Genomic DNA, 24,296 nt, shown 5'->3' on the forward strand with positions numbered 1-24,296 from the left:
CGCCACCGCCGGTCACCCGCGGGGCAGCCGCACCTCTGCGACCGTACCGCCACCGGCCTTCGGTCGAAGGGATACCCATCCATTCTGTTGTTCAACGATCCGGCGGACCAGATAGAGGCCGAGCCCCGCGCCGGGAAAGCGGCGGCGGTCACCGGACTCGCCCTGCCAGAACCGGTCGAACGCGCGCTCCACGTGCTCGGGGCGGACGCCGATGCCCTGGTCGCAGACCCGGAAGGAGACGGTCTGCCCGTCGGCCCCGGCGCTGATGCCGATCGGGGTGCCCGGTGGCGAGTACTTGCCGGCGTTCGTGCACAGCTCGGTCAGCACCGTCGCCAGGCTCGCCCGGTGGCCGAGCACCTTGGGTAGCCCCGCCGGCAGGTCCAGCGTGATGCGGTGGCGCAGCTCCGCCGGAAGGTCGGCCACCGCCGTGCACAGGGCGTCGTTGAGGTCGTACGGGGCCGACGGCTCCTCACCCGGGCCCGCCTCGGTCGCCGAGGAGAGCAAGCGGTCGACGAGGCGGGCCAGCTCGTTGGCGCGCTGGCCGATCACGCGGGCGGCCATCCGCCGGTCCGCGTCGCCCAGCGACTCCCAGTGGTCGTTGAGGGTGTCCGCGTACCCCTTGATGACGGTGACCGGGGTCCGCAGCTCGTGGCTGGTGACCGCCACGAAGAGGTCCCGGTCGTTGTCACGGCGCTGCTGGTCGGTGGTGTCGCGGAAGGTGACCACCCGCAGCGTGCCGGGGCCGGGCAGCTCGCCCGAGGTGACCCGCAGCCAGCGGCCGTCCGGCAGCCGGTGGTCGAGCACCTGTCCGGGCGGGGGGAGGGGGAACGGCAGCGGCTGGTTGAGCGCGTCGGCGGCGGGACGGCCGGTCACCTGGGCGGCGGCCGGGTTCCAGAGCCGGACGTGACCGTCGCGGTCGACCACGGCCAGCCCGTCGGCCATGGCGGCCACCACCGGGCCGTCGCCGTGCACCGGCAGGCCGCTCTGGTCGCCGTACATGTGGGCGATGCAGGAGGCGACGTAAGTGACGACCGCGTGCTGGTCGGTGCCCGGGCCGTCGCCGTCGGAGGGGTAGAGGGCGTGCAGGCTCCCCACGGTGAGCCCGCCGATCTCGGCGCGGGACGCGACCATCCGGTGCAGGCCCCGGTCGGCCAGTTCGGCGCCGAGCCTGCCGGTGAGCCGGTCCACCCGGATCTGCCGGACGCGGGGCCCGGAGAGCAGGCAGGCGATGTCCGGGTCGTCGGCCGGAACGGGTCGGCCGATGGTCCAGTCGACGGCGCCGGTGGCGGCGATGATCCGGCCGCCGGTGGGTGCGAACTCGACGAACGCCACACCGGCCGCGCCCAGCGCGGACTGGGTGACCCGGAGCAGTTGGGTGAGGACCGGAAGGCCGGCGTCCCCAGAGTTGATCATCTCGATGACCACCGTGTGCCCGGCGATCAGAGCGGGAAGGTCCGTACGCTCCGGCATGCCCCGAGTGTGCCCCGCCGCGCGGATCTCCGGACACCCCCGTCCGGCCGGCGTAGAGCGTTAAGAAGGGGCCCTTCTACTACCGCAGGCGTTAAGAGGGGGCCCTTCCTTGCACGCGGGCCAGGGCTTGGGTCGGGCGGTCGGTGATGATGCCGTCCACCCCGGCGGCCAGAACCAGGTCCAGGTCGGCGGGGTCGTTGACGGTCCAGACGTACACCTGGTTGCCGGCCGCGCGCAGTGCCGGCACCAGGTCCGGGCGGGCCCGCACCAGCGCCACGCCGGGTCCGGCGATCCGGGTTCCGAACGGCAGCCGGCCCGGCCGCACCCGGCGGGGCAACATCTCCAGCAGCAGCACGGTGGGCAGCGCGGGGGCCAGTTCGCGGATCCGGCGGACCGCCAGCAGCGAGAACGACATCACCGTCACCTTGACCGGGTGCTCGGGCCGGGGTTCGGTCAGCCCGTACCGGCGCAGCAGCGCGACGAGCCGCCGTTCGACGTCCCGGCCGTACCGGGAGGGGTGCTTCGTCTCCACCAGCAGCCGGACCGGCCGGTTGGCGGCGAGGACCGCGTCCAGCAGCCGTTCCAGGGTGAGCAGCCGGGTGTGCGACTCGTCGAGCACCTCGTCGCCGTCGGCCGGTACGCAGCCCGGGTGCCAGGACCCGAAGTCCAGTGCCTCCAACTCGGCGAGGGTGCGGGCGCTCACCAGGCCCCGCCCGTTGCTGGTGCGGTCCAGGCGACGGTCGTGGACGCAGACGAGGTGACCGTCGCGGGTCAGCCGGACGTCGCACTCCAGCCCGTCGGCACCCTCGTCGAGCGCGCGCAGGTACGCGGCGAGGGTGTGCTCCGGAAGGTCGTACGACGAGCCGCGGTGCGCGAAGACCAGGGGTCGGTCCATGCGTTGCTCTCCGCTACAGGACCCGGCCCGGCTGCCCGTCCTCGCCGACCACGGGACGCCCGGCCATGGCCCACTCGCCCATCCCGCCCTCGACGTTGCGGACCTGGTCCCAGCCGTTGCGCATGAGGTATGCGACGACCTGGGCGGATCGTCCGCCGGAGCGGCAGATGATCGCGACGTCCCGGTCGGTGGGCACCTCCGTCAGCCGGGACGGCAGTTCCATCATCGGCAGGTGGTGGGCGCCGGGGGCGTGGCCGGCGGCCCACTCGTCGTCCTCCCGGACGTCGAGCAGGTACGTGTCGTCGGTGATCTCGGGGATGGTCACGGTGGGTACGCGGGGTCCGAACACGGTTACCAAGCTTAGGGTCTTGGTGGCCCGTCACAACTGCGTCACCCAGCGCGGGTTGGCGCGGGCCCACTCCGGCACCCGGGTGCTCTGGACCGCCTCGAAGAGGCCGGCGCCGCCGTCGTCCAGCACCACGTACGACACCTGGCCGACGGTCTGCGGCCGGGACGGCACCTGGAGCCCGCGCAGGGCGTCGGCCGGCAGGTCGCGCAGCGCGATCACGAGGTCCTCCAGGGGTACGCCGTTGGTGTCCACGGTCAGGGAGTCACCCACGGCGCGGATGACCTGGTCGAGCTTCACCGGGTTGGTCCGCAGCGCGGTCTCGCCGGTCCGGTCCAGGACGGCCCGCAGCAGTTGCTGCTGGTGGGTCTGCCGGTCGTAGTCGCCGTTCGGGAGGCCGTACCGCTGGCGGACGAAGTCCAGGGCGGTGCCGCCGTCCATCTGCTGGCACCCGGGCGGGAAGACCCGGCCGGTGTGGATCGACCGGACCTCGGTGTCGACGCACATGCGGACGCCGCCGAGGAGGTCGATGACCCGGCGGAAGCCGGAGAAGTCGATCAGGGCGGCGCCGTCGAACCGGAGCCCGGTCAGGCGGGCCAATGTCGCGGAGAGCAGTCTGGTGCCCGGCAGTCCGCCGCCGCCGTGCTCGTACGCGGAATTGATTTTGTCCTGCCCGCCGCCGTAGCCGGCGGTGGCGGGGATGGCGACCAGCAGGTCCCGGGGTACCGAGACCAGGTACGCCTCCCGCCCGCCGGCGGGCACGTGGACGATGAGGATGGTGTCCGACCGCCGGTCGGCGGCGCTGCCGCTCCGCCACCGGTCGGTGCCGACGAGGAGGTAGTTGAGGGTTCCGTCCAGGTCGGTGCGTTTCCGGCGGGCGCTCTCGTCGAGCAACTGCTCCTTGACCACGGCCCGGTCGTACCGTTCGGCGATCACCCGGAGGCCGACCACGGTGAGCCCGGCCAGCAGTGCCAGGGCGAGGCCGGCGCGGAGCAGGAGTCGGGGCCGGCGGGGCGGTCCGGACCGGACGCCCGCGCCGGCCCGCTCCCGTCCATCCCCCGACCTGGACGTGGTTCCTCCCCGCCACCCGCACGCGAATTCTCTTCACGTCAGGCTACGGTCCGGAGCGCCCCCACCGGGCCGGTTCGGTGAAACCCCCCGGTCACTTCCGGGTGGAGAGCACCTCCGGGTTGGCGACCACGAAGTCGGCCAGCCGGTCCTCCTTGACGGCCCGGAACATCTCCAGCGTCTGCTCGCTGAGCGACTCGCGGTTGTTGCCGTTGCCGTTGAAGGTGCCGCCGTTCGTCCGCAGCATCGTCAGGTCGCTGCCGGTGACCCCGCGCATGGTGAAGATGAAGTCGATGACCGGTACGCCGCCGGTGTCCAGCACGAACGCGTCGCCGGCCGCGTCGATCAGCTTGCTGATCTTGGTTGGGCTGCTCAGCGTGCCGTTCTGGGTCGCCTTCTTGGCCATCGCCTTGATCAGTTGCTGCTGGTTCTGCTGCCGGTCGTAGTCGGCGTTCTTGAGGCCGTACCGCTGGCGGGAGTAGTCCAGCGCCGCCCAGCCCTCCATCTCCTTGCAGCCCTTCTTGTGCACCACCGGGGTCATCGGCTTGCCGGTCTTCTTCGCCTCCGCGTTCCACATCGGCTTGCCGTCGACGTACACCATGTGGTGCGACTTGACCTCCTGGCTGACACAGATGCGGACCGAGCCCAGAGTGTCGATGATGCGCTTGAAACCGCCGAAGTTGATGATCGCGGCACCGTCGAAGCTGATGCCGGTCATCTGCTTGATCGTCTGAGCGGTCAGCTGCGCGCCGCCCTCCCAGCCGCCGCCGTTGCGGGCGCCGGCCTGGAACGCCGCGTTGATCTTGTCCACCCCGCCGTGGAACCCGCTCTTCGAGAAGGCCGGGATCCGCACCTCGGTGTCGCGGGGAATCGAGATCAGGTACGCCTGGTCGTGGGTCGCCGGGATGTGCAGCACGATGATGCTGTCCGCCCGCACGTCGTCGGGTGCCCACGACTGCCGTGCGTCCACCCCGAGCAGCAGCATGTCGATCGGGCCGTCGAGGTTCGCGCCGCCCTCCGCGCCCGACTTGCCGGCGTCGCCGAGCAGGTTGCGCTGGTCGATGTTGCCGGTGGCCTGGGCGATCATCACCTTGCCGCCGACGATCGCGACACCGCTGGTCAGCATCAGGACGGCACCGAAGATCAGGGTGATGCGCGCCCACAGCGGGTCCTTGCGGCGACGCTTGCGGCTGGCGGGGGTGGTGGGCGGACGACCCTTCCCGGGCTGCGCCGGAATGGTTGCGGACATCCGGGCCGACGCGTGGGGGGCATCCAGCGACGGCGGGCGACCGCTGGTCTGAACCGGCATGCGTGCTCCAGTTCGTGATCGGGGGCGGGATCACTGTACGGACGCTTTCCCGTCCTGGCGAGTTCACCCCACGGTCAAATGCCGTTATCCAGACCGCCCGATGGATAAATCGACCGAACGGAGGGGTCGGAAACGACCGGTCGACGGCTGGCACCCGGCATCAGGGATGCTCAGCCGCCGACCGGTGACGACCGCCGTCGATGCGGCGGGTGGCGCGGTCAGTTGCCGCCGTCGCTCTTCTGGTTCGCCTTGACCCAGTCCGTCATGGTGTCCCTGGCCATCGCCTGGTACATGGAGAGCGCCTTCTCCCGGTCCGAGACCACCACCGACTCGCCGTTGATCGTCTGGCTGCCGTTGTGCGGGCTGGTCACGAACGTCAGGTTCTCCCCGCGCAGGTTGCGGAACTGCACCGCCATGTCGACCAGGGAGAAGCCCTCGTCGACGGTGACCGCGGCGGTAACCGCCTTCAGGAAGTTGTTCAGCTTGACGGGGTTGGAGAGCGTCCCGGTGCTCGCGGCCTTGTCCATCAGCGCGCGGAGGAACTCCTGCTGGTGCCGCATCCGGTCGAAGTCGCCGTTCGGGAACTGCTTGCGCTGCCGGATCCAGTCCAGCGCCTCCGCGCCGTCCATGTGGTTGACGCCCTTGGTGAACGTCCGGTACGGCTTGTGGATCGAGGTGACCGTCTTCTCCACGGTCAGGTCGACGCCGCCGAGCGCGTCGGTGACCTGCTTGAAACCGGCGAAGTCGATCGCCATCACGTGGTCGAGCCGGACGTCGGTGAAGCACTCCACGGTGCGTACGGCCAGGGGCAGGCCGCCGAACGCGAACGCCGCGTTGATCTTCCCGCGCCGACCCGAGCCGCAGTCCGCGTTGGCGCTCTCCGGGATCGGCACGTACAGGTCACGCGGGATCGACACCAGGTAGGCCTGCTGGTGGTTGCTCGGGATGTGCATCACGATGATCGTGTCCGCGCGCCACTTGCTGGCCTCGTTGACCGGGGCGTCCGGGTCCCGCGAGTCGCTGCCGACCATCAGGATGTTCAGCGCGCCGTCGACCGCCTTGGCCGGCCGGCCGCCGGTGATCTGCGAGAACGGGTCGGTGCGCCCCAGGTCCTCGTTGAGGCCACGGGCGTAGAACCAGGCGCCGGTGCCGCCGAGCAGCGCGAGCACCAGCACCGCGATGCCGGCCACCAGACCGATCCGGCCCCAGCGCGGGCGGGGGTCACGGCGCCGGGGGCGGCCCGAACCGTCGTCGCCACCGCCGAAGTCGCCGGGTCCACCGGGGCCGACGGGGCCACGGGGGCCACCCCCCGACGGTTCGTCGTGGTACGAGGGATACCACTGCGTCTCGGTCGACCGGGCGCGTCCAGCCGGGCCGGAGCCCGGCACCGGGGCGCGCCCGGCACTGCGGTGAAGCCGGTGGACACCCCCGGTGTGCGGAAGCGGGAAACCGGCGGGCGTGGTCGCTGACATGTAACTCAGGGTACGTACGTCCGGCCAGTGTCGCCCTGAAGCGGAGCCGGCGTCGCCACCGCCCGTCGCCGGCTGGTTACCCCAGCCGCTCGCGGAAGTACGCGATCGTGCGCCGCAGACCCTCCTCGGGCGCGACCCGCGGCTCGTATCCGAGCAGTTGCCGGGCGAGCGTGAGATCGGGGCGACGCATCTCCGGATCGTCGGCGGCGCGGGTGATGTAGGTCACCTCGGAGCTGCTGCCGCAGAGTGACACGATCGTCTCGGCCAGTTGTCGCATGCTCATCTCGTGCTCGGTGCCGCAGTTGATCGGCCCGGTCTCCGTCGAGTCGAGCAGCAGCAGGATGCCCCGCACCAGGTCGTCGACGTAGCAGATCGAGCGCGTCTGGTTGCCGGTGCCGTGCACGGTGATCGGCTCGCCGCGCAGCGCCTGGGAGATGAAGGTCGGGATCGCCCGCCCGTCGTCCGGACGCATCCGCGGCCCGTACGTGTTGAAGATCCGGACGATCGCGACGTCCAGCCCCCGGCTGCGGTGGTACGCCATGGTGGCGGCCTCGGCGAACCGCTTCGACTCGTCGTAGACGCTGCGGACGCCGATCGGGTTGACGTTGCCCCAGTACGTCTCGCGCTGCGGGTGCTCCTTCGGGTCGCCGTACGCCTCGGAGGTGGACGCCATCAGGAAGCGCGCGCCGTCGGCGACCGCCCGCTCGAGCAGGTGCAGGGTGGCGACCGAGCCGACCCGCAGGATCTCCACCGGCAGCTTCTCGAAGTCGGTGGGGCTGGCCGGCGAGGCCATGTGCAGGATCGCGTCGAACCGCTCGGCGAACGCGGGGTGGTGGGTCGGCAGACCGTCCGAGATGTCGGCCTCGACCAGCGTGAAGGTCGGCGTGTCGGCCAGATGGGCGACGTTCTCCTTCGACCCGGTGACGAAGTTGTCGACCGCGACCACCGTGCAGCCCCGGCCGATCAGGACGTCGACCACGTGCGACGGCACGAAGCCGGCGCCGCCGGTGACGAGGATGCGGTGACCGGACCCGAAGCGCTGCACGACCTTCATGCCGGTCAGCCTACCGACCGGCCCGGCAGGTGACCCGACAAGGAAGGGCCCCCTGTTAACGCCTCGCGTTGTACAGGGGGCCCTTCTTATCACGCACCGAGCAGGCCGGCGCTCGTCGCACGGCCCACCCGGGGTGGTCAGTGCGCGCCCGCCCCGGTGAGCGAGCGCACCTCGAGTTCGGCGTACTTGTCCTCGTCGCGCTCCTTGGAGAGCACCGTGCCGAGCCATCCGCACAGGAAGCCGAACGGGATGGAGAGGATGCCCGGGTTCGACAGCGGGAACCACTGCCAGTCCTGCTCGGGGAACATCGCGGTCGGCGCCCCGGAGACCACCGGGGAGAAGAACACCAGGAAGACCGCGGCGAACAGGCCGCCGTAGATCGCCCACACCGCGCCGGAGGTGTTGAACCGCTTCCAGAACAGGCTGTAGAGGATCGCCGGCAGGTTGCCCGATGCCGCCACCGCGAAGGCCAGCGCCACCAGGAAGGCGACGTTCAGGTTCTGCGCGAAGATCGACAGCACGATCGAGATCGCGCCGATCACCAGCGCGGAGATCCGCGCGACCGTCACCTCCTGCCGCTCGGACGCCGTCCCGTCCTTGATGACGTTGGCGTAGAAGTCGTGCGCCAGGCTGGACGAGGAGGCGAGGGTCAGTCCGGCCACCACGGCGAGGATGGTGGCGAAGGCGACCGCCGCGATGACCGCGAGCAGGGTGGCCCCGCCGAGATCACCGCCGAGGAAGTCGACGCCGAGCGCCTCGGCCAGTTGTGGCGCGGCCGTGTTGCCGGCCCGGTCCTGCGCGGTGATCGCCTCGCCGCCCACCAGCGCCGCGGCGCCGAAGCCGAGCGCCAGGGTGAGCAGGTAGAAGGTGCCGATGATGCCGATCGCCCAGAGCACGCTCTTGCGGGCCGCCTTCGCCGTCGGCACCGTGTAGAAGCGGATCAGGATGTGCGGCAGGCCGGCCGTGCCGAGCACCAGCGCGATGCCGAGCGACAGCAGGTCGATCTTGTTGTAGAAGGTCTGCGTCGAGTTTCCAGCCACCTCGACGCCGTAGCGCAGCCCGGGTTCCAGGAAGGCGCTGCCCTTGCCGGACGACTCGGCCGCCTGGCCCAGCAACTCCGACAGGTTGAAGTTGAACTTGGCGAGCACCAGCACGGTCATGATCAGCGCGCCGCCCATCAGCAGGAACGCCTTGACGATCTGCACGTACGTGGTGCCCTTCATGCCACCGACCGTCACGTAGATGATCATCAAGGCGCCGACCATGATGATCGTGGCGATCTTGGCGGCGTCCGCGTCCATGCCGAGGAAGGTGGTTCCCGGCCGGATGCCGAGCAGCAGGGCGACCAGGGCGCCGGCGCCGACCATCTGGGCCAGCAGGTAGAAGATCGAGACCGTGATGGTGGAGACCGCCGCGGCCGTGCGGACCGGGCGCTGCCGCATCCGGAAGGCCAGCACGTCGGCCATCGTGTAGCGACCGGAGTTGCGCAGCAGCTCCGCCACCAGCAGCAGCGCCACCAGCCAGGCGACCAGGAAGCCGATCGAGTAGAGGAAGCCGTCGTAGCCGTACAGGGCGATGATGCCGGCGATGCCCAGGAACGACGCCGCCGACATGTAGTCGCCGCCGATCGCCATGCCGTTCTGGAAGCCGGAGAAGGACCGGCCGCCCGCGTAGAAGTCGGTGGCCGTCTTGGTCTGCCGGCTGGCCCAGATCGTGATGGCCAGCGTCACCGCCACGAAGATCAGGAACAGCGTGATGGTGAGGTTCCGGGCGGTGGTGTCGCCCGCCTCAGCCGCGAGGACCGTGTTCATGGGTCACCTCCCCGATCTCGGCGCGGATCCGGTCGGCGACCGGGTCGATCTTCCGGTCGGCGTACCGGGAGTAGAGCCAGGCGATGAGGAAGGTGGAGACGAACTGCAGCAGACCGAAGACCAGGGCGACGTTGATGTTGCCGACGACCTTCGTGCCCATGAAGTCCCGCGCGTACGCGGACAGGATCACGTAGAGCGCGTACCACAGGAAGAACGCGACGGTCATCGGGAAGACGAAGCCGCGCAACGCGCGTCGCAACCCGGCGAACTCGTCCGACCGCTGTACGGCCAGATAGCGTTCCGCCGCCGACTCGGCGGGGGCGGACGCGGGTGTGTCCGTGGACATCTGTGGATCACCACCTTCACAGGCATCGGGGAGTTTCGCGCACGGTAAGGAGCGCACTCCCGACCCGGGAAGCGTGAGATCGGCGTCGGTCGACGGTTGCGCCGAACGGCACGATGGCTGCGCCGAGTGACCTGGCTCACTCCGGTGACCGGTCGGCGCCGGGGGCCGGCCGCGGTGCCGGTGGTCACCTCCGAGCGGCGGCGACCTGGTCAGGTCAGCTCGCGGTACCGGCCCCGGTAGTGCAGCAGCGGGTCCGTCTCCTCCGCCAGCTCGACCGTCTCGATGGTGGCGTCCACCAGCAGACCCCAGCCGTACTCCCGGGCGTCGTCGAGCCGGCAACCGACCCAGCCGCCCGCGTCCGACGGCACCGGGCCGTAGTCGGTCTGCGTCCAGGTGCCGGTGGCGAACAGACCGCCGGGGGACGGGAAGAGCCCGGCGAACCGGTCCGCGAGCTGCCGGTGCGACGGATTCAACGGCGCGACCGCGAAGCGGCCCGCCTCCTCCACCGCCGCCCACAGGTCGGCCTCCGGGTCGATCAGGCCGAGCAGCCGGTCCGGCTCGCCCTCCGCCACCAGCGTGGAGGAGACCGTCAGGCCCGCCGGCCCGGGCGCCGTCCACAGTGTCACCGGCGCCGCCAGCCGGCCACGCAACCGGCGTACGGGAGAGCGCCGGTCCACCGGTACGGCGAACGGGTCGGTGTGGTGGATCTCGGCACCCGGCTCATGATTCACGTGGAACATTCTGCCGTCCCGGGCCCGCGCCCAACCCAGGAAGCGCTCGTGCAGCCCGGTCGGCGGTGCGTGCCCGTTGAGCTGCGCGAGATGGGCGGACGCCTCGGCCATCAGCGTCCCCAGGTAGATCAGCAGAGCCGGGCGGTCGTGCCGATACTCCACCAGCAGCGCCAGCCGTGCCGGTTGGCACGGCCAGTGCGCACCGCACGCCCGGCACCGCCACAGCGGCCGCATCGCCACGTGCGGCACGTACCGATTCACCGCCGCCCCGCCGGGTGGGGCTGGTTGCGCGAGATCTTGGAGATTTTCGGCCCCTCCGGGGACCGCTTCCTTCCAAGATCTCGGCGGGGAGCGGCCGGGAATGCGGATGGTGGTCACCAGCGACCGCCGTTGGCCCGCCAGGTCTGCGCCGGGGTCAGCCAACCGGCCCGGCCCGGTCGTGGCAGGGCCACCGTCGGCCAGGTCGCCCAGGCTGGTGGCACCGTGGACCGGGCGGGGACCGGGTCCGGCACCGTCGCGCCCGGCACGCCGGTCGGCACCGGCCGGCTCCTCATCCGGTACGACCCCAGCGCGGCGTTCCTCCGGAACGGTCTGAACACGGTGGCCTCCTTCAGGTCGGGGGCCACCCCGACCGGGGGATTGACCGGGGCGGCCCGACGCAGGACCGGCCGCCGGGTCGTCGCCTCCACCGGCCGGGCCGCGCACTCTCCACCCTGGACTCGGCTCGGGCGGGGGAGGATGCCAGGGCTTACTACGCAACGCAGCCGCGTACTTACGGGAGACGTAAGGATGAACGTCGACATGTGGATCCGGGCGTTGAAGGCGGCCCGGGCGGGTGCCGAGGTCTCGCAGGAGAGCCTGGCCGCGCTAATCAAATGGAGCCCGTCCACCGTCGCCGCCATCGAGACCGGCCGCCGCCGACCGACCATGGAGTTCGCCGTCGCCGCTGATCAGGCCCTCGGCACCGGCGGCCTCCTCGCCGAACTCTTGAAGGCTGCGGACCGGGAGCGGGGACCCTCGTGGTTTGCGCCTTGGCGCGGCTATGAGCAGCAGGCGGTGCGCCTGCGCGCCTTCGAAGCATGTCTGGTGCCCGGTCTGCTCCAGACAGAGGCGTATGCGCGGGCGGTCATTTCGGCCGGCGGCCTACATTCGCCGACGATGGTCGACGAACTGATCGCGGTTCGCATGGAGCGGCAGCAAATCCTGCAGCGGGACGAGCCGCCCCATCTCGTCTTCCTGCTCGATGAGGTGGCCGTCCGCCGGCCGGTAGGCGGGCCCCAGGTGCTCGAGGCGCAACTTGGCCGGCTGCTCGACGTTGCTGACCTGCCGTCTGTGCGACTGCATGTCATCCCGTTGGACGTGGGCGGGCATGTCGGACTCGGTGGCGGTTTCGTGTTGGCCGAACTGCCGGATGGGGACCGGGCGCTCTACCTCGAGAATGCCGCCAGAGGACACGTCATGGACGATCCAGCCTTGATCGGCTTGGTTGATCGCAAGTGGGATAGCCTGCTCGGCGAAGCGTTGTCCACGAGCGCATCCCTGGATCTGATCCGAAAACTGAAGGTGACGCCATGACCACTGCCGACCCTCACTGGCGAACGTCGACGCGTTCGACCGATTCAGGTGGCAACTGTGTCGAGGTGGCGGACAATCTGCCGGGGGTCGTGCTGGTGCGGGACAGCAAGGACCGGTCCGGCCCGACGCTCACCTTCCGCCCCGACGCCTGGCGGTCCTTCCTCGCCGCGACCCGTACCCATTGACCCGCCGTCACCATGATCAAGTGATGTGCCGCTGGTCGGAATCCAGGCGGTCGCTCCAGCAGAGCATCATCTGATCGTGGAAAGGCACCCTGGGACGCGACCGGCTCAGCCGTCGGTGAGTGAGCGGCGGGCCGCCGCGAGCACCTCTGGATCTGTGCAGCCGGCGGCGTAACCGGCGATCCGGCGGCGGATGTCCCGGCCGAGCAGCCACGTGCCGATCCGGTCGGCGACCGGGCGTAGGAACGCCGGGCGGCAGCGGAAGCTGTACCGCCAGGTGGCGACGGTGTGGCCGGGTTCGGGAGCGGGGGCGAACCGCCACCCGCCGGCGAACATCTCGAAGAACCAGGGGCCGCGCACCATCTTCATGCCGACGTTGGTGGGCGGCGCGAACGAGACGTACTCGCTGACCATGACTAGGCCGTGCCGCGAGCGGGTGAACGTCCGTACCCCCTTGCCGGGCCGGGTGGCGCCGCCGACGAAGTGCTGCTCCCGGACGAACGGGTCCCACCGGTAGCGCACCGGCGCGGTGGTCTGCGACACCGCGAAGGCCAGCTCGGGTGGGACCGGGACGGTCGTCACCGCCTCGACGACAGGCATCCCCGCATTCTGGTTGGGTTCCGCAACTCAACTCGCGTCGCCATCTGTCCCCACCGGGGTGACCCCGACGGCTGTACGTCCCGTAGCCGCCCGATCAACCGTCAGTCAGTGACGATATGGTGCTGATGTTCTCGGACAAAAAAACGGCCCCCGTGGGGGCCGTTCCTGCCGTATCTCTCGGCGTCGTATGGACCCACCATACACCAACGCCGAGAGTCAGGAGAGGTGAACGTGGCGACAGTCGCTGCCTACATCGACGGCTTCAACCTGTACTACGGCATGAAGAACAAGTATGGCCGCAGGCACATGTGGCTCGACGTCGTTGAGCTCGTTCGCCAGCTCAGACCCAAGGACACCGTGACAGCCGTCCACTACTTCTCGGCGATCGTGAAGAACGAGCCCGTCGCCGCTCAGAACCAGACCAGCTACATCGACGCCATGAAGGTCCGCAACGGAGACCTGTTGCACGTGCACCTGGGACGATTCAAGGAGCGGACGATCAAGGACTGCCGCCGGTGCGGCAAGAGCTACACCTGCAGTTGCGGCCGGCAGTACAGAAGCTATGAGGAGAAGGGGACGGACGTGGCACTCGGTGCCATGATGGTCGCCGACGCCGCTCTCCGGATCGCCGACACCACCCTGCTCGTCAGCGCCGACACCGACCTCGCCCCCGCGCTGGCCACCGTTAAGGCGGTCAATCCCGACCAGCGGATCTACCTCGCAATGCCTCCCGGGAACACGCGGGCCTCGAATCACCTGACCCGAGTCGGCAACCTCGGCCAGTTCTTCATCCGTGAGCGGGCCCTTCGTGACGCTCAACTACCGAACATCGTCGCGGACGCGGCCACTGGGCAGATCTATGCTCGCCCAGCCAAGTGGAGTTGAACCGGCGTCAGCGGCGTGGCGTCACAGTCGCCAGGAGTTCGGGCTGGCGCCGGTCGAGGACGTCGCCGGCCAGGTACGCGCCGAGCAGTGCCGCGCCCAGCCCGTACGCCGCACCGACCGGCAGGGCCAGCCAGAGCCACACGTCGCCGAGGAGCGCGGCGGCCACGACCATCGGGACGGCGGCGGCCGCCGAGGCGAGCATCGACAGCAGGGTCAGGAAGCTGCGGGCCACCCCGGCGCCGGTGTTGAGCGCGAACGGGTTGCTCGTCTCGGGCAGCGCGTACGCCCCGAGCACCGACAGGAACGTGTTGACCGCCAGCCCGGCGCCGTACGTGGCGAGCAGGCTGCCCGCCGTCATCCCGATCCAACCCGGCTCGCCCAGGATCAGGGCCAGCACGACGGAGATGACCACGACCAGCGGAAGCACGTAGATCGAGAAACCCGCCATCCGGGCGCGCAGCTCCACCTTGCCCGGTACGCCCGCGACCAGGTGCGCCGCGTACGCGCTGCCGTCGAAGCCGAACTGGTTGGCCAGGGTCACCGCGGCGAGGACGCCGACGAACAGCATCGACAGGCTCACCAGCACCGGGGAGGACGTGTCCGGAGCGCCGAAGCCACCCGTGCCGTCGACGAGGTTCGACCCGCCCAGGTTGACCATGGCCGGCACGAACAGGCCGACCACCCCCAGCGTGACGAGGTTCGCCCGCCGCCGGGCGTCCCGCCACCAGTACCGCGCCTCCCGCGCCACCAGCGCGCCGAACCGGTCCCGCGGGAGCCAGCCGAGCGCGCGGGGGAAGAACTGCGCGACCGGGGTGCCGCTCGTCTCCGGCTGCCGGGTCGGGGCCTTGCCGCTGCTGGCCGCGCCCACCATCGCCGACTCCAGGGAGCGGGACCACCAGGCCAGCAGCGCCACCACGGCGAGCGCGGTGATCAGCAGCTTCACCGGCGCCGCCCACACCCGCCCCTGCGCGACGTCGATGCCCGCCGTCCAGGGCGCACCGAACGGCGTCCAGCCGACCACGGTCGCCACCGAGGCGAACCGGTTCCAGTCCGCGTCGCGGAGCGCGGCCGTCGCGGCCAGTTGCAGCGGGCCGAGCAGCGCGGCGACCACGGCCAGCAGCACGGCGGCCAGGTCGCGGACCCGGCGGGACCGCAGCATGGTGGCGAACGCGCTGGTGACCGCTCGGGCGGCGGCGACGCAGAGCAGCAGGCCCGCCACCACCCCGACGGCCTGCACCAGGGCGGCCGGCCACCCGCCGAGCGCACCGGCGGTGACGACCAGGCCGGAGAGCGCCAGCAGCACGGCGACCGTCGGGACGCTCACCAGCGCCGCCGCGAACAGGCCGGTGACCAGGGTTCGGCGGGACAGCGGCAGCAGCGCGAACCGGGCCGGGTCCAGCGTCTCGTCGACACCGAAGAAGACCAGCGGCAGCAGCAGCCAACCGAGCACCATCAGCCCGCCGCCGAACGCGGCGACGAGCAGCGCGTACCGTTCGGCGTCGGCGAAGCCGGGGGCGGCGAAGAGGAAGAAGCCGGTCGCGGCGAACCAGAGCCCGACCAGCGAGCCGACCACGAAGAGGGCGATCCGCCAGCCCTGGCCGCGGAAGTTGTTGCCCATCACCCGCAGCTTGAGGCGGACGAAGTGCCGGGCGGACACCCGCCGCGCCGGCGCGGCGGAGCCCGTCACTGCGACAGCCACGCCAGCTCCTCACCGGTCGCGGTACGCCCGCCGACGACCTCCACGAAGACCTGCTCCAGCGAGCGGTCCCCGCGAACCTCGTCCAGCGTGCCGACGCGCTTGATGGTGCCCGCGGCGAGGATCGCGACGTGCGAGCAGAGCCGCTCGACGACCTCCATCACGTGGCTGGAGAACACGACCGTCCCGCCTCCGGCCACGTACCGCTGGAGGATGTCCCGGATCAGCGCCGCCGACACCGGGTCGACCGCCTCGAACGGCTCGTCCAGCACGAGCAGCCGGGGCCCGTGCAGCAGCGCGCAGGCCAGGCCGATCTTCTTCTTCATGCCGGCCGAGTAGTCCACCACCAGCGTGCGGCCGGCGTCGCCGAGGGCCAGCACGTCCAGCAGTTCCGCCGCCCGCTGGTCGACCACCGCCGGGTCCATGCCGCGCAGCAGACCGTGGTACGCGAGCAGCTCCGCGCCGCTCAGCCGGTCGAAGAGGCGTACGCCGTCGGGCATGACGCCGAGCAGTTGCTTCGCGCGGACCGGGTCGGCCCAGACGTCCTGCCCGAGCACCCAGGCGCGCCCGCTGTCCGGCCGGAGCAGGCCCACCGCCATCGACAGGGTCGTCGTCTTTCCGGCACCGTTCGGGCCGAGCAGGCCGTAGAACGAGCCGGCCGGCACGTCGAGGTCGACGCCCGCGACCGCCACCTTGTCGTCGAAGCGCTTGACGAGACCGCGCAGCGCGAGGGCGGGGTGCTCACCAGTCATGCGTCCGACCGTATCCGGCGGCGGCCAGCGGATCGCTCCCGCGCAGGGATGATCCACCGTCATCCCTGGGGCGTACCCGTGCAACCCACTCGTCGTGTCGTGCGTAAGAAGGGCAGGAACTGGACGAAGGGGCGAGGTATGAACGCGGACGACGGGCTCGGCGGACTTGAGGAGCTGTTCCGGAACCCGACCGGGCAGATGGGCCGGCGGGGTCGGCGTGCGCGCCGTACCCGGATCGCCGCCGGTGTCGCCAGTGCCGTCGCCGTCGCCGCGGTCGTGGGCGGCGCGGCGGCCGTGGCGGGGCGACCCGTCGCCGCGCCGCCGCTGACACCAGCCGCGGACGCCCCGGCGCCGAGCGTGTCCCCACGTCGGACCACCGAGCCGAGTCCCTCGGCGGACGGGCCGACACCATCGCCCTCGCGATCCGGCACCGCCCGGCCGAGCTCCGGCACGCCGCCCCGGCCGGTCCCGGCCCGGGCGATGCTCCAACTCGCCGACCTGCCCGACGATTTCCGGTCCCTCAGGAGCGACGTGAGCGGCGACTGGCCGCTGGAGTCGCTGGGGATCCACTGCCGCGACGCCTCGCCGTCGCTGCTCGTCGGCGAGGTGCACCGACGTGACGTGCGGTACGACTCGCCGACCGACGTGCTCATCGAGCGGGTGACCCGCCATGCCGGCGATGCCGCCGTCACGGTGATGGGCAACGCGCGCCGGTTCGTCGCGGGCTGCGTACCGACCCGTCCGGACGACTCGCTCACCGTCCTGGCGGAGGGGCTGGGCGGCGCCGAGTCGCTGCTGGTGGGCTCGGTCATCGAGGACGAGCCGGGCCGCCTGCTCCTCGTCCGCCAGGGCGACCTGGTGGCGCAGGTCCGACTGGACGGCCGCGCTACCAGGGCCGAGGCCCGGTCGTACGCGCGGGCGGTGGCGAGCCGGCTCTGCGCCGGCACCGACGCCTGCTGAGCACCGTGCAACCGGCACGCCCGGTCGCGGGTGAAAGGGGCAGGATCGCGACGGGAGGGGCGGGGTGGACGGGGACGAGGGGTTCGAGGAGTTCTACCGCAGCACGCGACATCGGGTCGTCACGGTGCTCTACGCACTCGGCGGCGACCTGAGCGAGGCCCAGGACGCCGCGCAGGAGGCGTACGTGCGGGCCTGGCAGCGTTGGTCGACAATCAGCGCGTACGACGACGCAGAGGCGTGGGTGCGGACGGTCGGTCACCGCCTGCTGATCAACCGCTGGCGCAAGATCCGCAACGGCCTGTCCGCGTACCGGCGGCACGGCCCCGATCCAGCCACCGGCCCACCGTCGGAGAACACGGTCGCCCTGGTCACGGCGCTGCGACGACTGCCGGCCGAGCAGCGGCAGGCGATCGTCCTGCATCACCTGGCCGACCTGTCGGTCGCCGACATCGCGGTGCAGACGGGTACGCCGACGGGCACCGTCAAGGCCCGCCTCGCCCGTGGGCGGAAGACCCTCGCCACTCTTCTCGGCACCTCGTTCCCGGAGGAGGTCAGTCATGCCTGATCCGCTCTTCGCCGAGTTGTACGGCGACACCGAGCGCCTGAACTGGAACCCCACCGACGAGGTGCGCGAGCGGGCCCGGCGGCGCACGCGGCGTACCCGCATCGCCGCCGGTCTGGCGAGCGCCGTCGCCGTCGCTACGGTCGCGATTGGCGCCGTGGCCGTGGCCGGAGGTCCGGACGCCACGCCGCCGCTGCCGCCCGCGACGAACAGCCCTTCGGCCGGCCCCACCACCGTCCCCGCGCCCTCCACGGCGCCCTCGACCACGGCGCCTACGGGTGAGCCGTCGAGGACGACGCCGAGCCACTCGGCGAGCTCGACCCCGTCCGGCCAGGTCGCGCCGACCCGGACCGTCCCGGCCTCGGCGATGCTGCAACCCGACGACCTACCCGACGGCTTCGCGGCGACCGAGAGCGACCTGGACGGCGACTGGTCCCTGGAGTCGGTGACCATCTACTGCACCAACCGGTCCCCGTCGCTCCTGGTCGGCGAGGTGGGCCGGCGGGGCATGGAGTACAACTCGCCAACGGAGATCATCCTCGAACGAGTCACCCGGCACTCCGGCGACGACGCGGTTACCGTGATGGCGAACGTGCGCCAGCTGGTCAGGGGCTGTGACCTGTTGCCGCCGGACAGCTCGATCTCGATCCTGGCCGAGGGCCTGGGCGGTGCCGACTCGCTGCTGGTCGGTGCCGAGATCGACGGCATCCCGAACCGGTGGCTCTTCGTCCGGCAGGGCGACCTGGTGGCACAGCTCGACCTCGAGTATCAGACGACCGAAGCCGATGCGCGGCCGGTCGCGCGGAAGGTGGCGGCGCGGCTCTGCACCGGCACCGACGCCTGCTGAAGTGTTAGGAAGGGCCCCTTCCTCTACCGCAGGCGTTAAGAAGGGGCCCTTCCTTGCAAGCGGAGCGCTTCGGGGGCGTGCAGGCGGAGCATCGTGGCGCCGATGCCGGCCGGGACGCGGCGGCGGGTCGCCATCGACACCGCCACCATCACGGTGAAGGCGAGCGGCACCGTCCAGGCGGCCGGCTGCGCGGTGAGCGTGGCCGGCCAGCCGGACAGCGGCGGCCCGAGCACCGTCACCAGCACCGCCCCGACCGCGGCGCCGCCGCCGGCCAGCACGCCGGCGGCGGCGCCGAGGTCGGTCAGCCCCCGCCACCAGATGCCGAGCACGAGCAGCGGGCAGAAGCTCGACGCGGCGACCGCGAAGGCCAGCCCCACCACCTGCGACACGTCCAGCCCGGACACGTTGAGCGCGAGCACCGCCGGGATCGTCCCGGCGATCACCGTGGCCAGCCGGAACCCACGGACCGAGCCCCGGCCCAGCACGTCGGTCGAGATGACCCCGGCGACGCTGGTGAGCAGCCCGGAGGAGGTGGAGAGGAACGCCGCGAACGCCCCCGCCGCGACCAGCGCGGCGAGCAGCCGCCCGGTCGTGCCGTCGCCGAGCGCCGCGCCGGGCAGCAGGACCACCACCGCGTCGGTCTGCCCGGTGACCAGCAGGTGCGGGGTGTAGATCCGGCCGAGGACGCCGTAGATGGTGGGGAGCAGGTAGAAGGCGCCGACCAGGGCCAGCACGACCAGCGTGGTGCGCCGGGCGGCGGCGCCGTCGGGGTTGGTGTAGAAGCGGACCAGGACGTGCGGCAGGCCCATGGTGCCGAGGAACGTGGCCAGGATCAGCGAGTACGTGGCGAACAGCCCCCGGTCGTCGTCCCCGGCGGTGCTGGGCAGCAGCCAGTCCGCCGCGTCGGTGGCCACCCCGGACACCTCGGGCACGGGGTCGCCGGCCGCGAACGTCAGTTCGTCGCCGGGGCGTACCTCCCGGGTCTGCCCGTCGGGCAGGGTGAGCGTCGCGGGATGCTCGACGACGACGGTGGTCGCGGTCCGGAACGCCGGCCCGTCGGGCGGGGTCACCGCCGGGCGAACGTCGGCCTGCCACTGCAACGCCAGGAAGATCGCGGGTACGGCGAGCGCGGTCAGCTTGAGCCAGTACTGGAAGGCCTGCACGAAGGTGATGGCGCGCATGCCGCCGAGCGCCACGTTCCCGGTGACCACCGCCGCCACCACGAGGGCACCCACGGGGTACGGCGAGCCGGCCAGCGTGGCCAGCGTCAGGCCGGCGCCCTGCAACTGGGGTACGAGGTAGAGCCACCCGATGAAGATCACGAAGACGGTGGCGAGCGTACGCAGCCACCGGGAGCCGAGCCGCAGCTCGCAGAAGTCGGGCAGGGTGAACGCGCCGGAGCGGCGGAGCGGTGCGGCGACGAAGAGCAGCAGTGCCAGGTAGCCGGCGGCGAACCCGACGGGGTACCAGAGCACGTCGACGCCGTACTTGAGGATCAGGCCGGCGATGCCGAGGAAACTCGCGGCCGACAGGTACTCCCCGCCGATCGCGGCGGCGTTCCAGGTCGGGCTGACCATCCGGGACGCGACCAGGAAGTCCGACGTGGTGCGGGCGAGGCGCAGGCCGTAGAAACCGATGCCGACGGTGACCAGGGTGACCGCGACGATCGCCGGGACGACGTACCCGTTGTCCACCTCAGCGCTCCGGCCGCTGGACCAGGTCGGTGAAGTCCTGCTCGTTGCGCTCGGCCAGCCGCACGTACGCCCAGCCCACCGTGACCAGGAACGGGAAGGCGGCCACCCCGAGCAGCAGCCACGGCAGGTTCACCCCGAGCACGGTGACCCGGCCGACCGAGGGGGCGATGGCGAACAGCCACGGCAGCCCGCCGAGCCCGATCGCCACCACCAGCGAGAGCCGCAGCGCGAGGGAGAGCTGTGCGCGGACCAGGCCTCGGACCAGCGCCTCGCCGACGCGGGTCTGCTGGGCCAGCTCGGTGCGGGTGCGGTCGGTGCGCGTCTCCCGCCGGACCACGTCGGCCAGCACGATCCGGGTGCGCGCCGGCGGCCGCGTGGGTTGGGCCGGCACCCGGCCGGCGTCGTCACGCCCGGGCGACGCCCCGGGCCGGGTACCCGCCCCGGGCGCTGGGACGGGATCGTCGGCAGCGGCCACTCCGGCAGTCTGGCCCGATCGACGGGAATGTCAAGCGGGTGCACAAGGGCCCTGTGGACAACCTGTGGAGAACGCGTCATCCCTGTGGATAACTCCGGGGATGCCGACGGTGACCTGCGGCGACGACTCGGGTCCGCGGTGGGTGACGGTCGGGGCGGTCAGGGCGGCGGGATCCTCTCGTCGCGAGGTCGGAACCTTCTTCCTCGCCCGGGAGTGGGAGAGGTGGAGGAGGGAGGTGACGGTGTCCGACGACGACATCATCGGCGACATCTACGCCGGGTGTTTCCAGCGGCTCGTGGTGCAGCTGTACGCGGTGACCGGGGACCTGAGCGAGGCGCAGGAGGCGGTCCAGGAGGCGTTCACCCGGGCGCTCGCCGCGCCCCGGCGGTTCGCCGGCCTTGAGAATCCGGAGGCGTGGCTGCGCCGGGTCGCCGTGAACGTGGCCCGCAGCCGGTACCGGCGTCGCCGGGTACTCGACCGGCTGCTGCACCGGATCGGCCCGCCGCCGGTGGTCGCCGACACCGCTCCCGAACACCTGTCGCTGCTCGCCGCCCTGCGCGAACTGCCCACCGGCCAGCGGCACGCGCTGGCCCTGCACTACCTCGTCGACCTTCCGGTGGACGAGGTCGCCCACACCCTCGGCGTCTCGGTCGGCACGGTCAAGTCGCGGCTGTCCCGGGGCCGGGCGGCCCTCGCCGCGCGGCTCACCGACCCCGACGTCGCCTCGACACCAACCGGGAGGGTCGATGTCCGATCGTGAGTTCACCGGGTTCGACACCGCGACCGTGGCCCGCGCGGTACGCCAGCCACCTCTGGACGACCTGTGGGCGACCGCCCGCGCCCGCCGCCGAAGGCGGGCCGCCGGGGTCGCGCTGGCCGCCGTCGTCGCGATGGCCGGTATGGCCGTCGTGCCGCTGGCCGACCGGTCACCGGGCGTCGACTGGGCCACGCCCGAGCCGACCGCCATCCGCGAGGATCGCGGGACCCGGCTCTTCCTGACCGGCGGCGACACCGCGGTCGGTGTGGAGCACCGGAGCTGCATGCTCCGCTTCGCCCATACCGGCGACGCCGGTCGGACTTGGAGCGACTACGCGACAGCGGTGTACCAGGCACCAGGCTGCCAACCGGACGAGAACGGTACGGGCACCACCGACCTTCGGTTCAGTGTGCTCGATGAGCGTTCCTACCTGGTGTTCCACAACGGCGAGCGAAGTCTCTCCACCGACCACGGCCGCACCTGGCGGCCAGCGGATCAGGCGATGGTGGCGGTGACGGCCTTTCCGAGGGCGGCCCGCCCGGTCTTCTGTCAGGAGGGATGCGGTGCGATTGCCGAGCCGCTGGCGACCGACCCGGGGACGGGAACGGTTTACCGGCTGCGTGTCGATCCGGTGTCTCCGTACCCGCCGTTCAGCATCTACCCGGCTGCGGACGGGGCGATCTGGGTGACGTACTGGCCGGGGGGCGCGGATCTGCGGGCGACGGTCGCGCGCAGCGCGGACCGGGGTGCCACCTGGGCTACTTCCAAGGCGCCGGCCGGTGTCTCGGTGACCGCTGTGGCGGCGGTGAGCGGCGCGGAGGCGTACCTGTTGACCGAACCGGATCCGGCGCCCGGGACCGAGCCCATGAAGCCCGGCATCCCGTCGCGGCTGCTGCACACCTCCGACGGCGGGCAGACCTGGAGGGACGTCGGCACCGACGTGCCCAGCACTCGGGTCGTGCGCGGCTTCACGATCGGCGCGGACGGCTTCTTGATGATCTCGGACAGCCGGCACGAGGCCGAGGGAGCCACCGATCACCTGCTGGTCAGCCGCGACGGCGGGCGCCATTTCACCCGGGTGTCGGTGTACGGCCGGGAGGGCGGGACCGGTGTGTCGCCCGGTCGGGCCTGGCTCTACGGCCGGGACGACGTGTCCGTGCTCGGTGCCGACCACGTCCAGCTCACCACCGACGGTGAGACGTGGGTGCGCTTCCCGTTGCCGGACTGACGGGACCCGCTGGTGGGCCGGGCGCACGGGGGCCCGGCCCACCGGCGAGGGTCACTCCAGTCCGACGCGGACCGGGTGGGCGGAGGCGGAGCCGAGCCAGGTGTGCGGGTTGCCCCACCAGCACCAGCCGAGCTTCGGTGCGCCCTGGCTGATCCAGATCGCCGGCACCCGCTTGTCGCCGCAGCGGGAGCCGACCAGGGAGAAGCACTTGTTCTTCGCCAGGGCCGGCGGGTGCAGCGTGACGAGGGCGAGGCCCTCGTCGATGGTGAGCGGCAGGCGGTCCTGACCGGTGATCACCTCCATCGCGGAGGCGGGGGCGAGGTTCAGGGTCTCCTCGCCCCGGTCGACGTCGAACAGGAGGTACGCCGGCCCGGCCGGCACCTCCAGCTCCTTGATCGGATCGAAGCGGGCCAGGTCGCCGTCGGGGTAGTGCCGGTCGATGATTCCGGGCTTGGTCCTGCCCGCCAGCGTCGTCAGCCCGACGCGCGCTTCGACGGGCACCAGCTCGCGGGTCACGACCAGTAGGAACGGCACGCGACCCTCGGTCGGGGCGGGGAGGCCGGCCGCGCCGGTGGCCGCCGCCGCCCGCAAGGGGGCGACCAGGTCGCGGAAGCTCGCCGGGGTCAGGCCGGCCAGGGCCGGGTAGCCCAGCTCCACCAGCCGGTGCACCTGGCGGTCGAATTCGGCGGCGGGGTCGAAGGGGGTCTCGGTCACGGGCGGCCTCCTCGCTCTCGTACGGCCTACCGTACAGTGTACGAGGAGCGGCGGTTATTCCCGTTCCGCCGATCTCATCGTTTCGGGGCCCCGCTCCGGGGGCGGGCGTCGATACGATCCCGCCCGTGCTGCTCCCCCTCGTGGCCGCCGCCACCGTCGCCGGGGCCGGCTGGGGGCTGCTACTGCCCGGGCTGATCGACCGGTACGCGGTGGAGTGGCCGGCCGGCCGGCCGAAGCCACCCTGGCGCTCCGCCTGCCCCCGGTGCGCGACGGCGATCCCGCCCTGGTGGCGGTCGTCCGGCCGGTGCCCGGGGTGCGATCGGCGGCCCGTGCCGGGGCGGTGGGTCACCGTGCCGCTCTCCGCCGCCGCCTGCGGTGCCGCTGCGGCCGCCCTCGGCCCGACCTGGGCGTTGCCGGCGTTCCTGCTGCTGGCGGCCCTCGCCGTGCCACTGGCGCTGGTCGACCTGCGGGTTCTGCGGCTGCCCGACCCGCTGGTCGGCGTCGCCTTCCTCGGCGGGGTGGCGCTGCTGGTGGTGGCGGCGCTCGCGGAGCAGGCCGTCCCGGCGCTGGTACGCGGTGCGTTCGCCGCGCTCGCCTGTGCCGCCGGCTACCTCACCCTCGCCCTGCTGCCCCGCTCCCAGCTCGGCTTCGGCGACGTGAAGCTCGGCGCCGTCCTCGGGTTCCACCTCGGCTGGCTGGGGTGGCCGGCCGTCGTGGCCGGCGTGCTGCTGGCCCCACTGGTGAACCTGCCGCTCGTCGCCGGTCTCCTGATCACCCGCCGCGCGGGCTGGCGAACCCCCGTACCGTACGGCCCGGCGATGCTCGCAGCCGCGCTCGTCACCATGCTCGCCTAGGACGTGGCGGTGC

Annotated in this window: 26 protein-coding genes; 9 read left to right on the forward strand and 17 right to left on the reverse strand. The window is 71.9% G+C overall.

Annotation, left to right across the window (positions count from 1 at the left end):
- Nucleotides 1-12: 12 nt before the first annotated feature.
- From GKC29_RS04855 to GKC29_RS04905, 11 genes are all read right to left on the reverse strand, one after another.
- Entirely contained in the window at nt 13-1,470 is a 1,458-nt protein-coding gene (locus GKC29_RS04855) for an ATP-binding protein (protein ID WP_155329680.1), read from the reverse strand.
- A gap of 91 nt (nt 1,471-1,561) precedes the next feature.
- On the reverse strand, nt 1,562-2,365 hold the full coding sequence (locus tag GKC29_RS04860; protein WP_155329681.1) for a glycerophosphodiester phosphodiesterase family protein: 804 nt from the start codon (nt 2,363-2,365) through the stop codon (nt 1,562-1,564).
- A gap of 13 nt (nt 2,366-2,378) precedes the next feature.
- A complete protein-coding gene (locus GKC29_RS04865) occupies nt 2,379-2,714 on the reverse strand; it encodes a rhodanese-like domain-containing protein (RefSeq protein WP_155329682.1) in 336 nt (111 codons plus the stop codon).
- 30 nt (nt 2,715-2,744) lie between these two features.
- The gene (locus GKC29_RS04870; RefSeq protein WP_230689152.1) at nt 2,745-3,680 is read right to left on the reverse strand and encodes an LCP family protein; all 936 of its coding nucleotides are present in this window, start codon (nt 3,678-3,680) and stop codon (nt 2,745-2,747) included.
- 193 nt (nt 3,681-3,873) lie between these two features.
- Nucleotides 3,874-5,088 carry an LCP family protein gene (locus GKC29_RS04875; protein ID WP_155329684.1) on the reverse strand — a complete coding sequence of 405 codons (1,215 nt, stop codon included), beginning with the start codon at nt 5,086-5,088 and terminating at the stop codon, nt 3,874-3,876.
- 218 nt (nt 5,089-5,306) lie between these two features.
- Nucleotides 5,307-6,560, reverse strand: a complete 1,254-nt coding sequence (locus tag GKC29_RS04880) for an LCP family protein (RefSeq protein WP_155329685.1) — start codon at nt 6,558-6,560, stop codon at nt 5,307-5,309.
- 76 nt (nt 6,561-6,636) lie between these two features.
- Nucleotides 6,637-7,614 carry an NAD-dependent epimerase/dehydratase family protein gene (locus tag GKC29_RS04885; protein ID WP_155329686.1) on the reverse strand — a complete coding sequence of 326 codons (978 nt, stop codon included), beginning with the start codon at nt 7,612-7,614 and terminating at the stop codon, nt 6,637-6,639.
- Nucleotides 7,615-7,751: 137 nt separating this feature from the next.
- Nucleotides 7,752-9,425 carry a cation acetate symporter gene (locus GKC29_RS04890; RefSeq protein WP_155329687.1) on the reverse strand — a complete coding sequence of 558 codons (1,674 nt, stop codon included), beginning with the start codon at nt 9,423-9,425 and terminating at the stop codon, nt 7,752-7,754.
- The gene (locus GKC29_RS04895) at nt 9,403-9,771 is read right to left on the reverse strand and encodes a DUF485 domain-containing protein (protein ID WP_155329688.1); all 369 of its coding nucleotides are present in this window, start codon (nt 9,769-9,771) and stop codon (nt 9,403-9,405) included. Before GKC29_RS04895 ends, GKC29_RS04890 begins: the two co-directional genes overlap by 23 nt.
- A gap of 209 nt (nt 9,772-9,980) precedes the next feature.
- The gene (locus tag GKC29_RS04900) at nt 9,981-10,664 is read right to left on the reverse strand and encodes a flavin reductase family protein (protein WP_230689153.1); all 684 of its coding nucleotides are present in this window, start codon (nt 10,662-10,664) and stop codon (nt 9,981-9,983) included.
- Nucleotides 10,665-10,876: 212 nt separating this feature from the next.
- The gene (locus tag GKC29_RS04905) at nt 10,877-11,101 is read right to left on the reverse strand and encodes a hypothetical protein (protein WP_155329689.1); all 225 of its coding nucleotides are present in this window, start codon (nt 11,099-11,101) and stop codon (nt 10,877-10,879) included.
- A 190-nt stretch (nt 11,102-11,291) separates the two neighbouring features.
- Here GKC29_RS04905 and GKC29_RS04910 point away from each other — a divergent pair, with 190 nt between their 5' ends.
- Together GKC29_RS04910 and GKC29_RS04915 are read left to right on the forward strand one after the other, a co-directional pair.
- A complete protein-coding gene (locus GKC29_RS04910; protein WP_155329690.1) occupies nt 11,292-12,077 on the forward strand; it encodes a helix-turn-helix transcriptional regulator in 786 nt (261 codons plus the stop codon).
- Entirely contained in the window at nt 12,074-12,262 is a 189-nt protein-coding gene (locus GKC29_RS04915) for a DUF397 domain-containing protein (RefSeq protein WP_155329691.1), read from the forward strand. The genes GKC29_RS04910 and GKC29_RS04915 overlap by 4 nt, the downstream gene beginning before the upstream one ends.
- Nucleotides 12,263-12,367: 105 nt before the next feature.
- On the opposite strand, the gene GKC29_RS04920 is transcribed toward GKC29_RS04915, so the two are convergent.
- Nucleotides 12,368-12,859 (reverse strand): SRPBCC family protein, encoded by a 492-nt coding sequence (locus GKC29_RS04920; RefSeq protein ID WP_155329692.1) that lies wholly within the window; start codon nt 12,857-12,859, stop codon nt 12,368-12,370.
- A 231-nt stretch (nt 12,860-13,090) separates the two neighbouring features.
- On the opposite strand from GKC29_RS04920, the gene GKC29_RS04925 reads away from it, so the two are divergent.
- Nucleotides 13,091-13,744, forward strand: coding sequence for an NYN domain-containing protein (locus GKC29_RS04925; protein ID WP_155329693.1), 654 nt, complete (start codon nt 13,091-13,093; stop codon nt 13,742-13,744).
- A 7-nt stretch (nt 13,745-13,751) separates the two neighbouring features.
- On the opposite strand, the gene GKC29_RS04930 is transcribed toward GKC29_RS04925, so the two are convergent.
- Entirely contained in the window at nt 13,752-15,443 is a 1,692-nt protein-coding gene (locus GKC29_RS04930) for an ABC transporter permease (RefSeq protein WP_155329694.1), read from the reverse strand.
- Nucleotides 15,428-16,192 carry an ABC transporter ATP-binding protein gene (locus GKC29_RS04935; protein WP_155329695.1) on the reverse strand — a complete coding sequence of 255 codons (765 nt, stop codon included), beginning with the start codon at nt 16,190-16,192 and terminating at the stop codon, nt 15,428-15,430. The genes GKC29_RS04930 and GKC29_RS04935 overlap by 16 nt, the downstream gene beginning before the upstream one ends.
- Nucleotides 16,193-16,330: 138 nt before the next feature.
- Here GKC29_RS04935 and GKC29_RS29835 point away from each other — a divergent pair, with 138 nt between their 5' ends.
- The 3 genes from GKC29_RS29835 (at nt 16,331) to GKC29_RS29840 (ending at nt 18,561) form a co-directional block, all read left to right on the forward strand.
- Nucleotides 16,331-17,152, forward strand: a complete 822-nt coding sequence (locus GKC29_RS29835; RefSeq protein WP_230688921.1) for a hypothetical protein — start codon at nt 16,331-16,333, stop codon at nt 17,150-17,152.
- 64 nt (nt 17,153-17,216) lie between these two features.
- A complete protein-coding gene (locus GKC29_RS04945) occupies nt 17,217-17,717 on the forward strand; it encodes a SigE family RNA polymerase sigma factor (RefSeq protein WP_155329696.1) in 501 nt (166 codons plus the stop codon).
- Nucleotides 17,710-18,561 carry a hypothetical protein gene (locus tag GKC29_RS29840; protein WP_230688922.1) on the forward strand — a complete coding sequence of 284 codons (852 nt, stop codon included), beginning with the start codon at nt 17,710-17,712 and terminating at the stop codon, nt 18,559-18,561. Before GKC29_RS04945 ends, GKC29_RS29840 begins: the two co-directional genes overlap by 8 nt.
- 35 nt (nt 18,562-18,596) lie before the next feature.
- Here the strand turns inward: GKC29_RS29840 and GKC29_RS04955 are convergent, their stop codons facing one another.
- The gene (locus GKC29_RS04955) at nt 18,597-20,255 is read right to left on the reverse strand and encodes a cation acetate symporter (protein WP_155329697.1); all 1,659 of its coding nucleotides are present in this window, start codon (nt 20,253-20,255) and stop codon (nt 18,597-18,599) included.
- Nucleotide 20,256: 1 nt separating this feature from the next.
- A complete protein-coding gene (locus GKC29_RS04960; protein WP_155333992.1) occupies nt 20,257-20,646 on the reverse strand; it encodes a hypothetical protein in 390 nt (129 codons plus the stop codon).
- Nucleotides 20,647-20,971: 325 nt separating this feature from the next.
- On the opposite strand from GKC29_RS04960, the gene GKC29_RS04965 reads away from it, so the two are divergent.
- Together GKC29_RS04965 and GKC29_RS04970 are read left to right on the forward strand one after the other, a co-directional pair.
- Nucleotides 20,972-21,490 carry an RNA polymerase sigma factor gene (locus GKC29_RS04965; RefSeq protein ID WP_230688923.1) on the forward strand — a complete coding sequence of 173 codons (519 nt, stop codon included), beginning with the start codon at nt 20,972-20,974 and terminating at the stop codon, nt 21,488-21,490.
- A complete protein-coding gene (locus tag GKC29_RS04970) occupies nt 21,477-22,715 on the forward strand; it encodes a hypothetical protein (RefSeq protein ID WP_155329699.1) in 1,239 nt (412 codons plus the stop codon). Before GKC29_RS04965 ends, GKC29_RS04970 begins: the two co-directional genes overlap by 14 nt.
- A gap of 51 nt (nt 22,716-22,766) precedes the next feature.
- Here the strand turns inward: GKC29_RS04970 and GKC29_RS04975 are convergent, their stop codons facing one another.
- Nucleotides 22,767-23,429 carry a DUF5701 family protein gene (locus GKC29_RS04975; RefSeq protein ID WP_155329700.1) on the reverse strand — a complete coding sequence of 221 codons (663 nt, stop codon included), beginning with the start codon at nt 23,427-23,429 and terminating at the stop codon, nt 22,767-22,769.
- Nucleotides 23,430-23,554: 125 nt separating this feature from the next.
- Between GKC29_RS04975 and GKC29_RS04980 the strand changes: the two genes are divergently transcribed.
- Nucleotides 23,555-24,283 (forward strand): A24 family peptidase, encoded by a 729-nt coding sequence (locus GKC29_RS04980; RefSeq protein ID WP_155329701.1) that lies wholly within the window; start codon nt 23,555-23,557, stop codon nt 24,281-24,283.
- Nucleotides 24,284-24,296 lie beyond the last annotated feature (13 nt).

The sequence above is a fragment of the Micromonospora sp. WMMC415 genome (genome assembly GCF_009707425.1).
Taxonomy (GTDB): Bacteria; Actinomycetota; Actinomycetes; order Mycobacteriales; family Micromonosporaceae; genus Micromonospora.

Excerpts from the sequence above, each read along its gene's own strand:
- GKC29_RS04935 (WP_155329695.1), bottom strand. The coding sequence starts at position 16,192 with ATGACTGGTGAGCACCCCGCCCTCGCGCTGCGCGGTCTCGTCAAGCGC.
- GKC29_RS04895 (WP_155329688.1), bottom strand. The coding sequence starts at position 9,771 with ATGTCCACGGACACACCCGCGTCCGCCCCCGCCGAGTCGGCGGCGGAA.
- GKC29_RS04855 (WP_155329680.1), bottom strand. The coding sequence starts at position 1,470 with ATGCCGGAGCGTACGGACCTTCCCGCTCTGATCGCCGGGCACACGGTG.
- GKC29_RS04915 (WP_155329691.1), top strand. The coding sequence starts at position 12,074 with ATGACCACTGCCGACCCTCACTGGCGAACGTCGACGCGTTCGACCGAT.
- GKC29_RS04890 (WP_155329687.1), bottom strand. The coding sequence starts at position 9,425 with ATGAACACGGTCCTCGCGGCTGAGGCGGGCGACACCACCGCCCGGAAC.
- GKC29_RS29835 (WP_230688921.1), top strand. The coding sequence starts at position 16,331 with ATGAACGCGGACGACGGGCTCGGCGGACTTGAGGAGCTGTTCCGGAAC.
- GKC29_RS29840 (WP_230688922.1), top strand. The coding sequence starts at position 17,710 with ATGCCTGATCCGCTCTTCGCCGAGTTGTACGGCGACACCGAGCGCCTG.
- GKC29_RS04880 (WP_155329685.1), bottom strand. The coding sequence starts at position 6,560 with ATGTCAGCGACCACGCCCGCCGGTTTCCCGCTTCCGCACACCGGGGGT.
- GKC29_RS04970 (WP_155329699.1), top strand. The coding sequence starts at position 21,477 with ATGTCCGATCGTGAGTTCACCGGGTTCGACACCGCGACCGTGGCCCGC.
- GKC29_RS04885 (WP_155329686.1), bottom strand. The coding sequence starts at position 7,614 with ATGAAGGTCGTGCAGCGCTTCGGGTCCGGTCACCGCATCCTCGTCACC.
- GKC29_RS04920 (WP_155329692.1), bottom strand. The coding sequence starts at position 12,859 with ATGCCTGTCGTCGAGGCGGTGACGACCGTCCCGGTCCCACCCGAGCTG.
- GKC29_RS04910 (WP_155329690.1), top strand. The coding sequence starts at position 11,292 with ATGAACGTCGACATGTGGATCCGGGCGTTGAAGGCGGCCCGGGCGGGT.
- GKC29_RS04860 (WP_155329681.1), bottom strand. The coding sequence starts at position 2,365 with ATGGACCGACCCCTGGTCTTCGCGCACCGCGGCTCGTCGTACGACCTT.
- GKC29_RS04875 (WP_155329684.1), bottom strand. The coding sequence starts at position 5,088 with ATGCCGGTTCAGACCAGCGGTCGCCCGCCGTCGCTGGATGCCCCCCAC.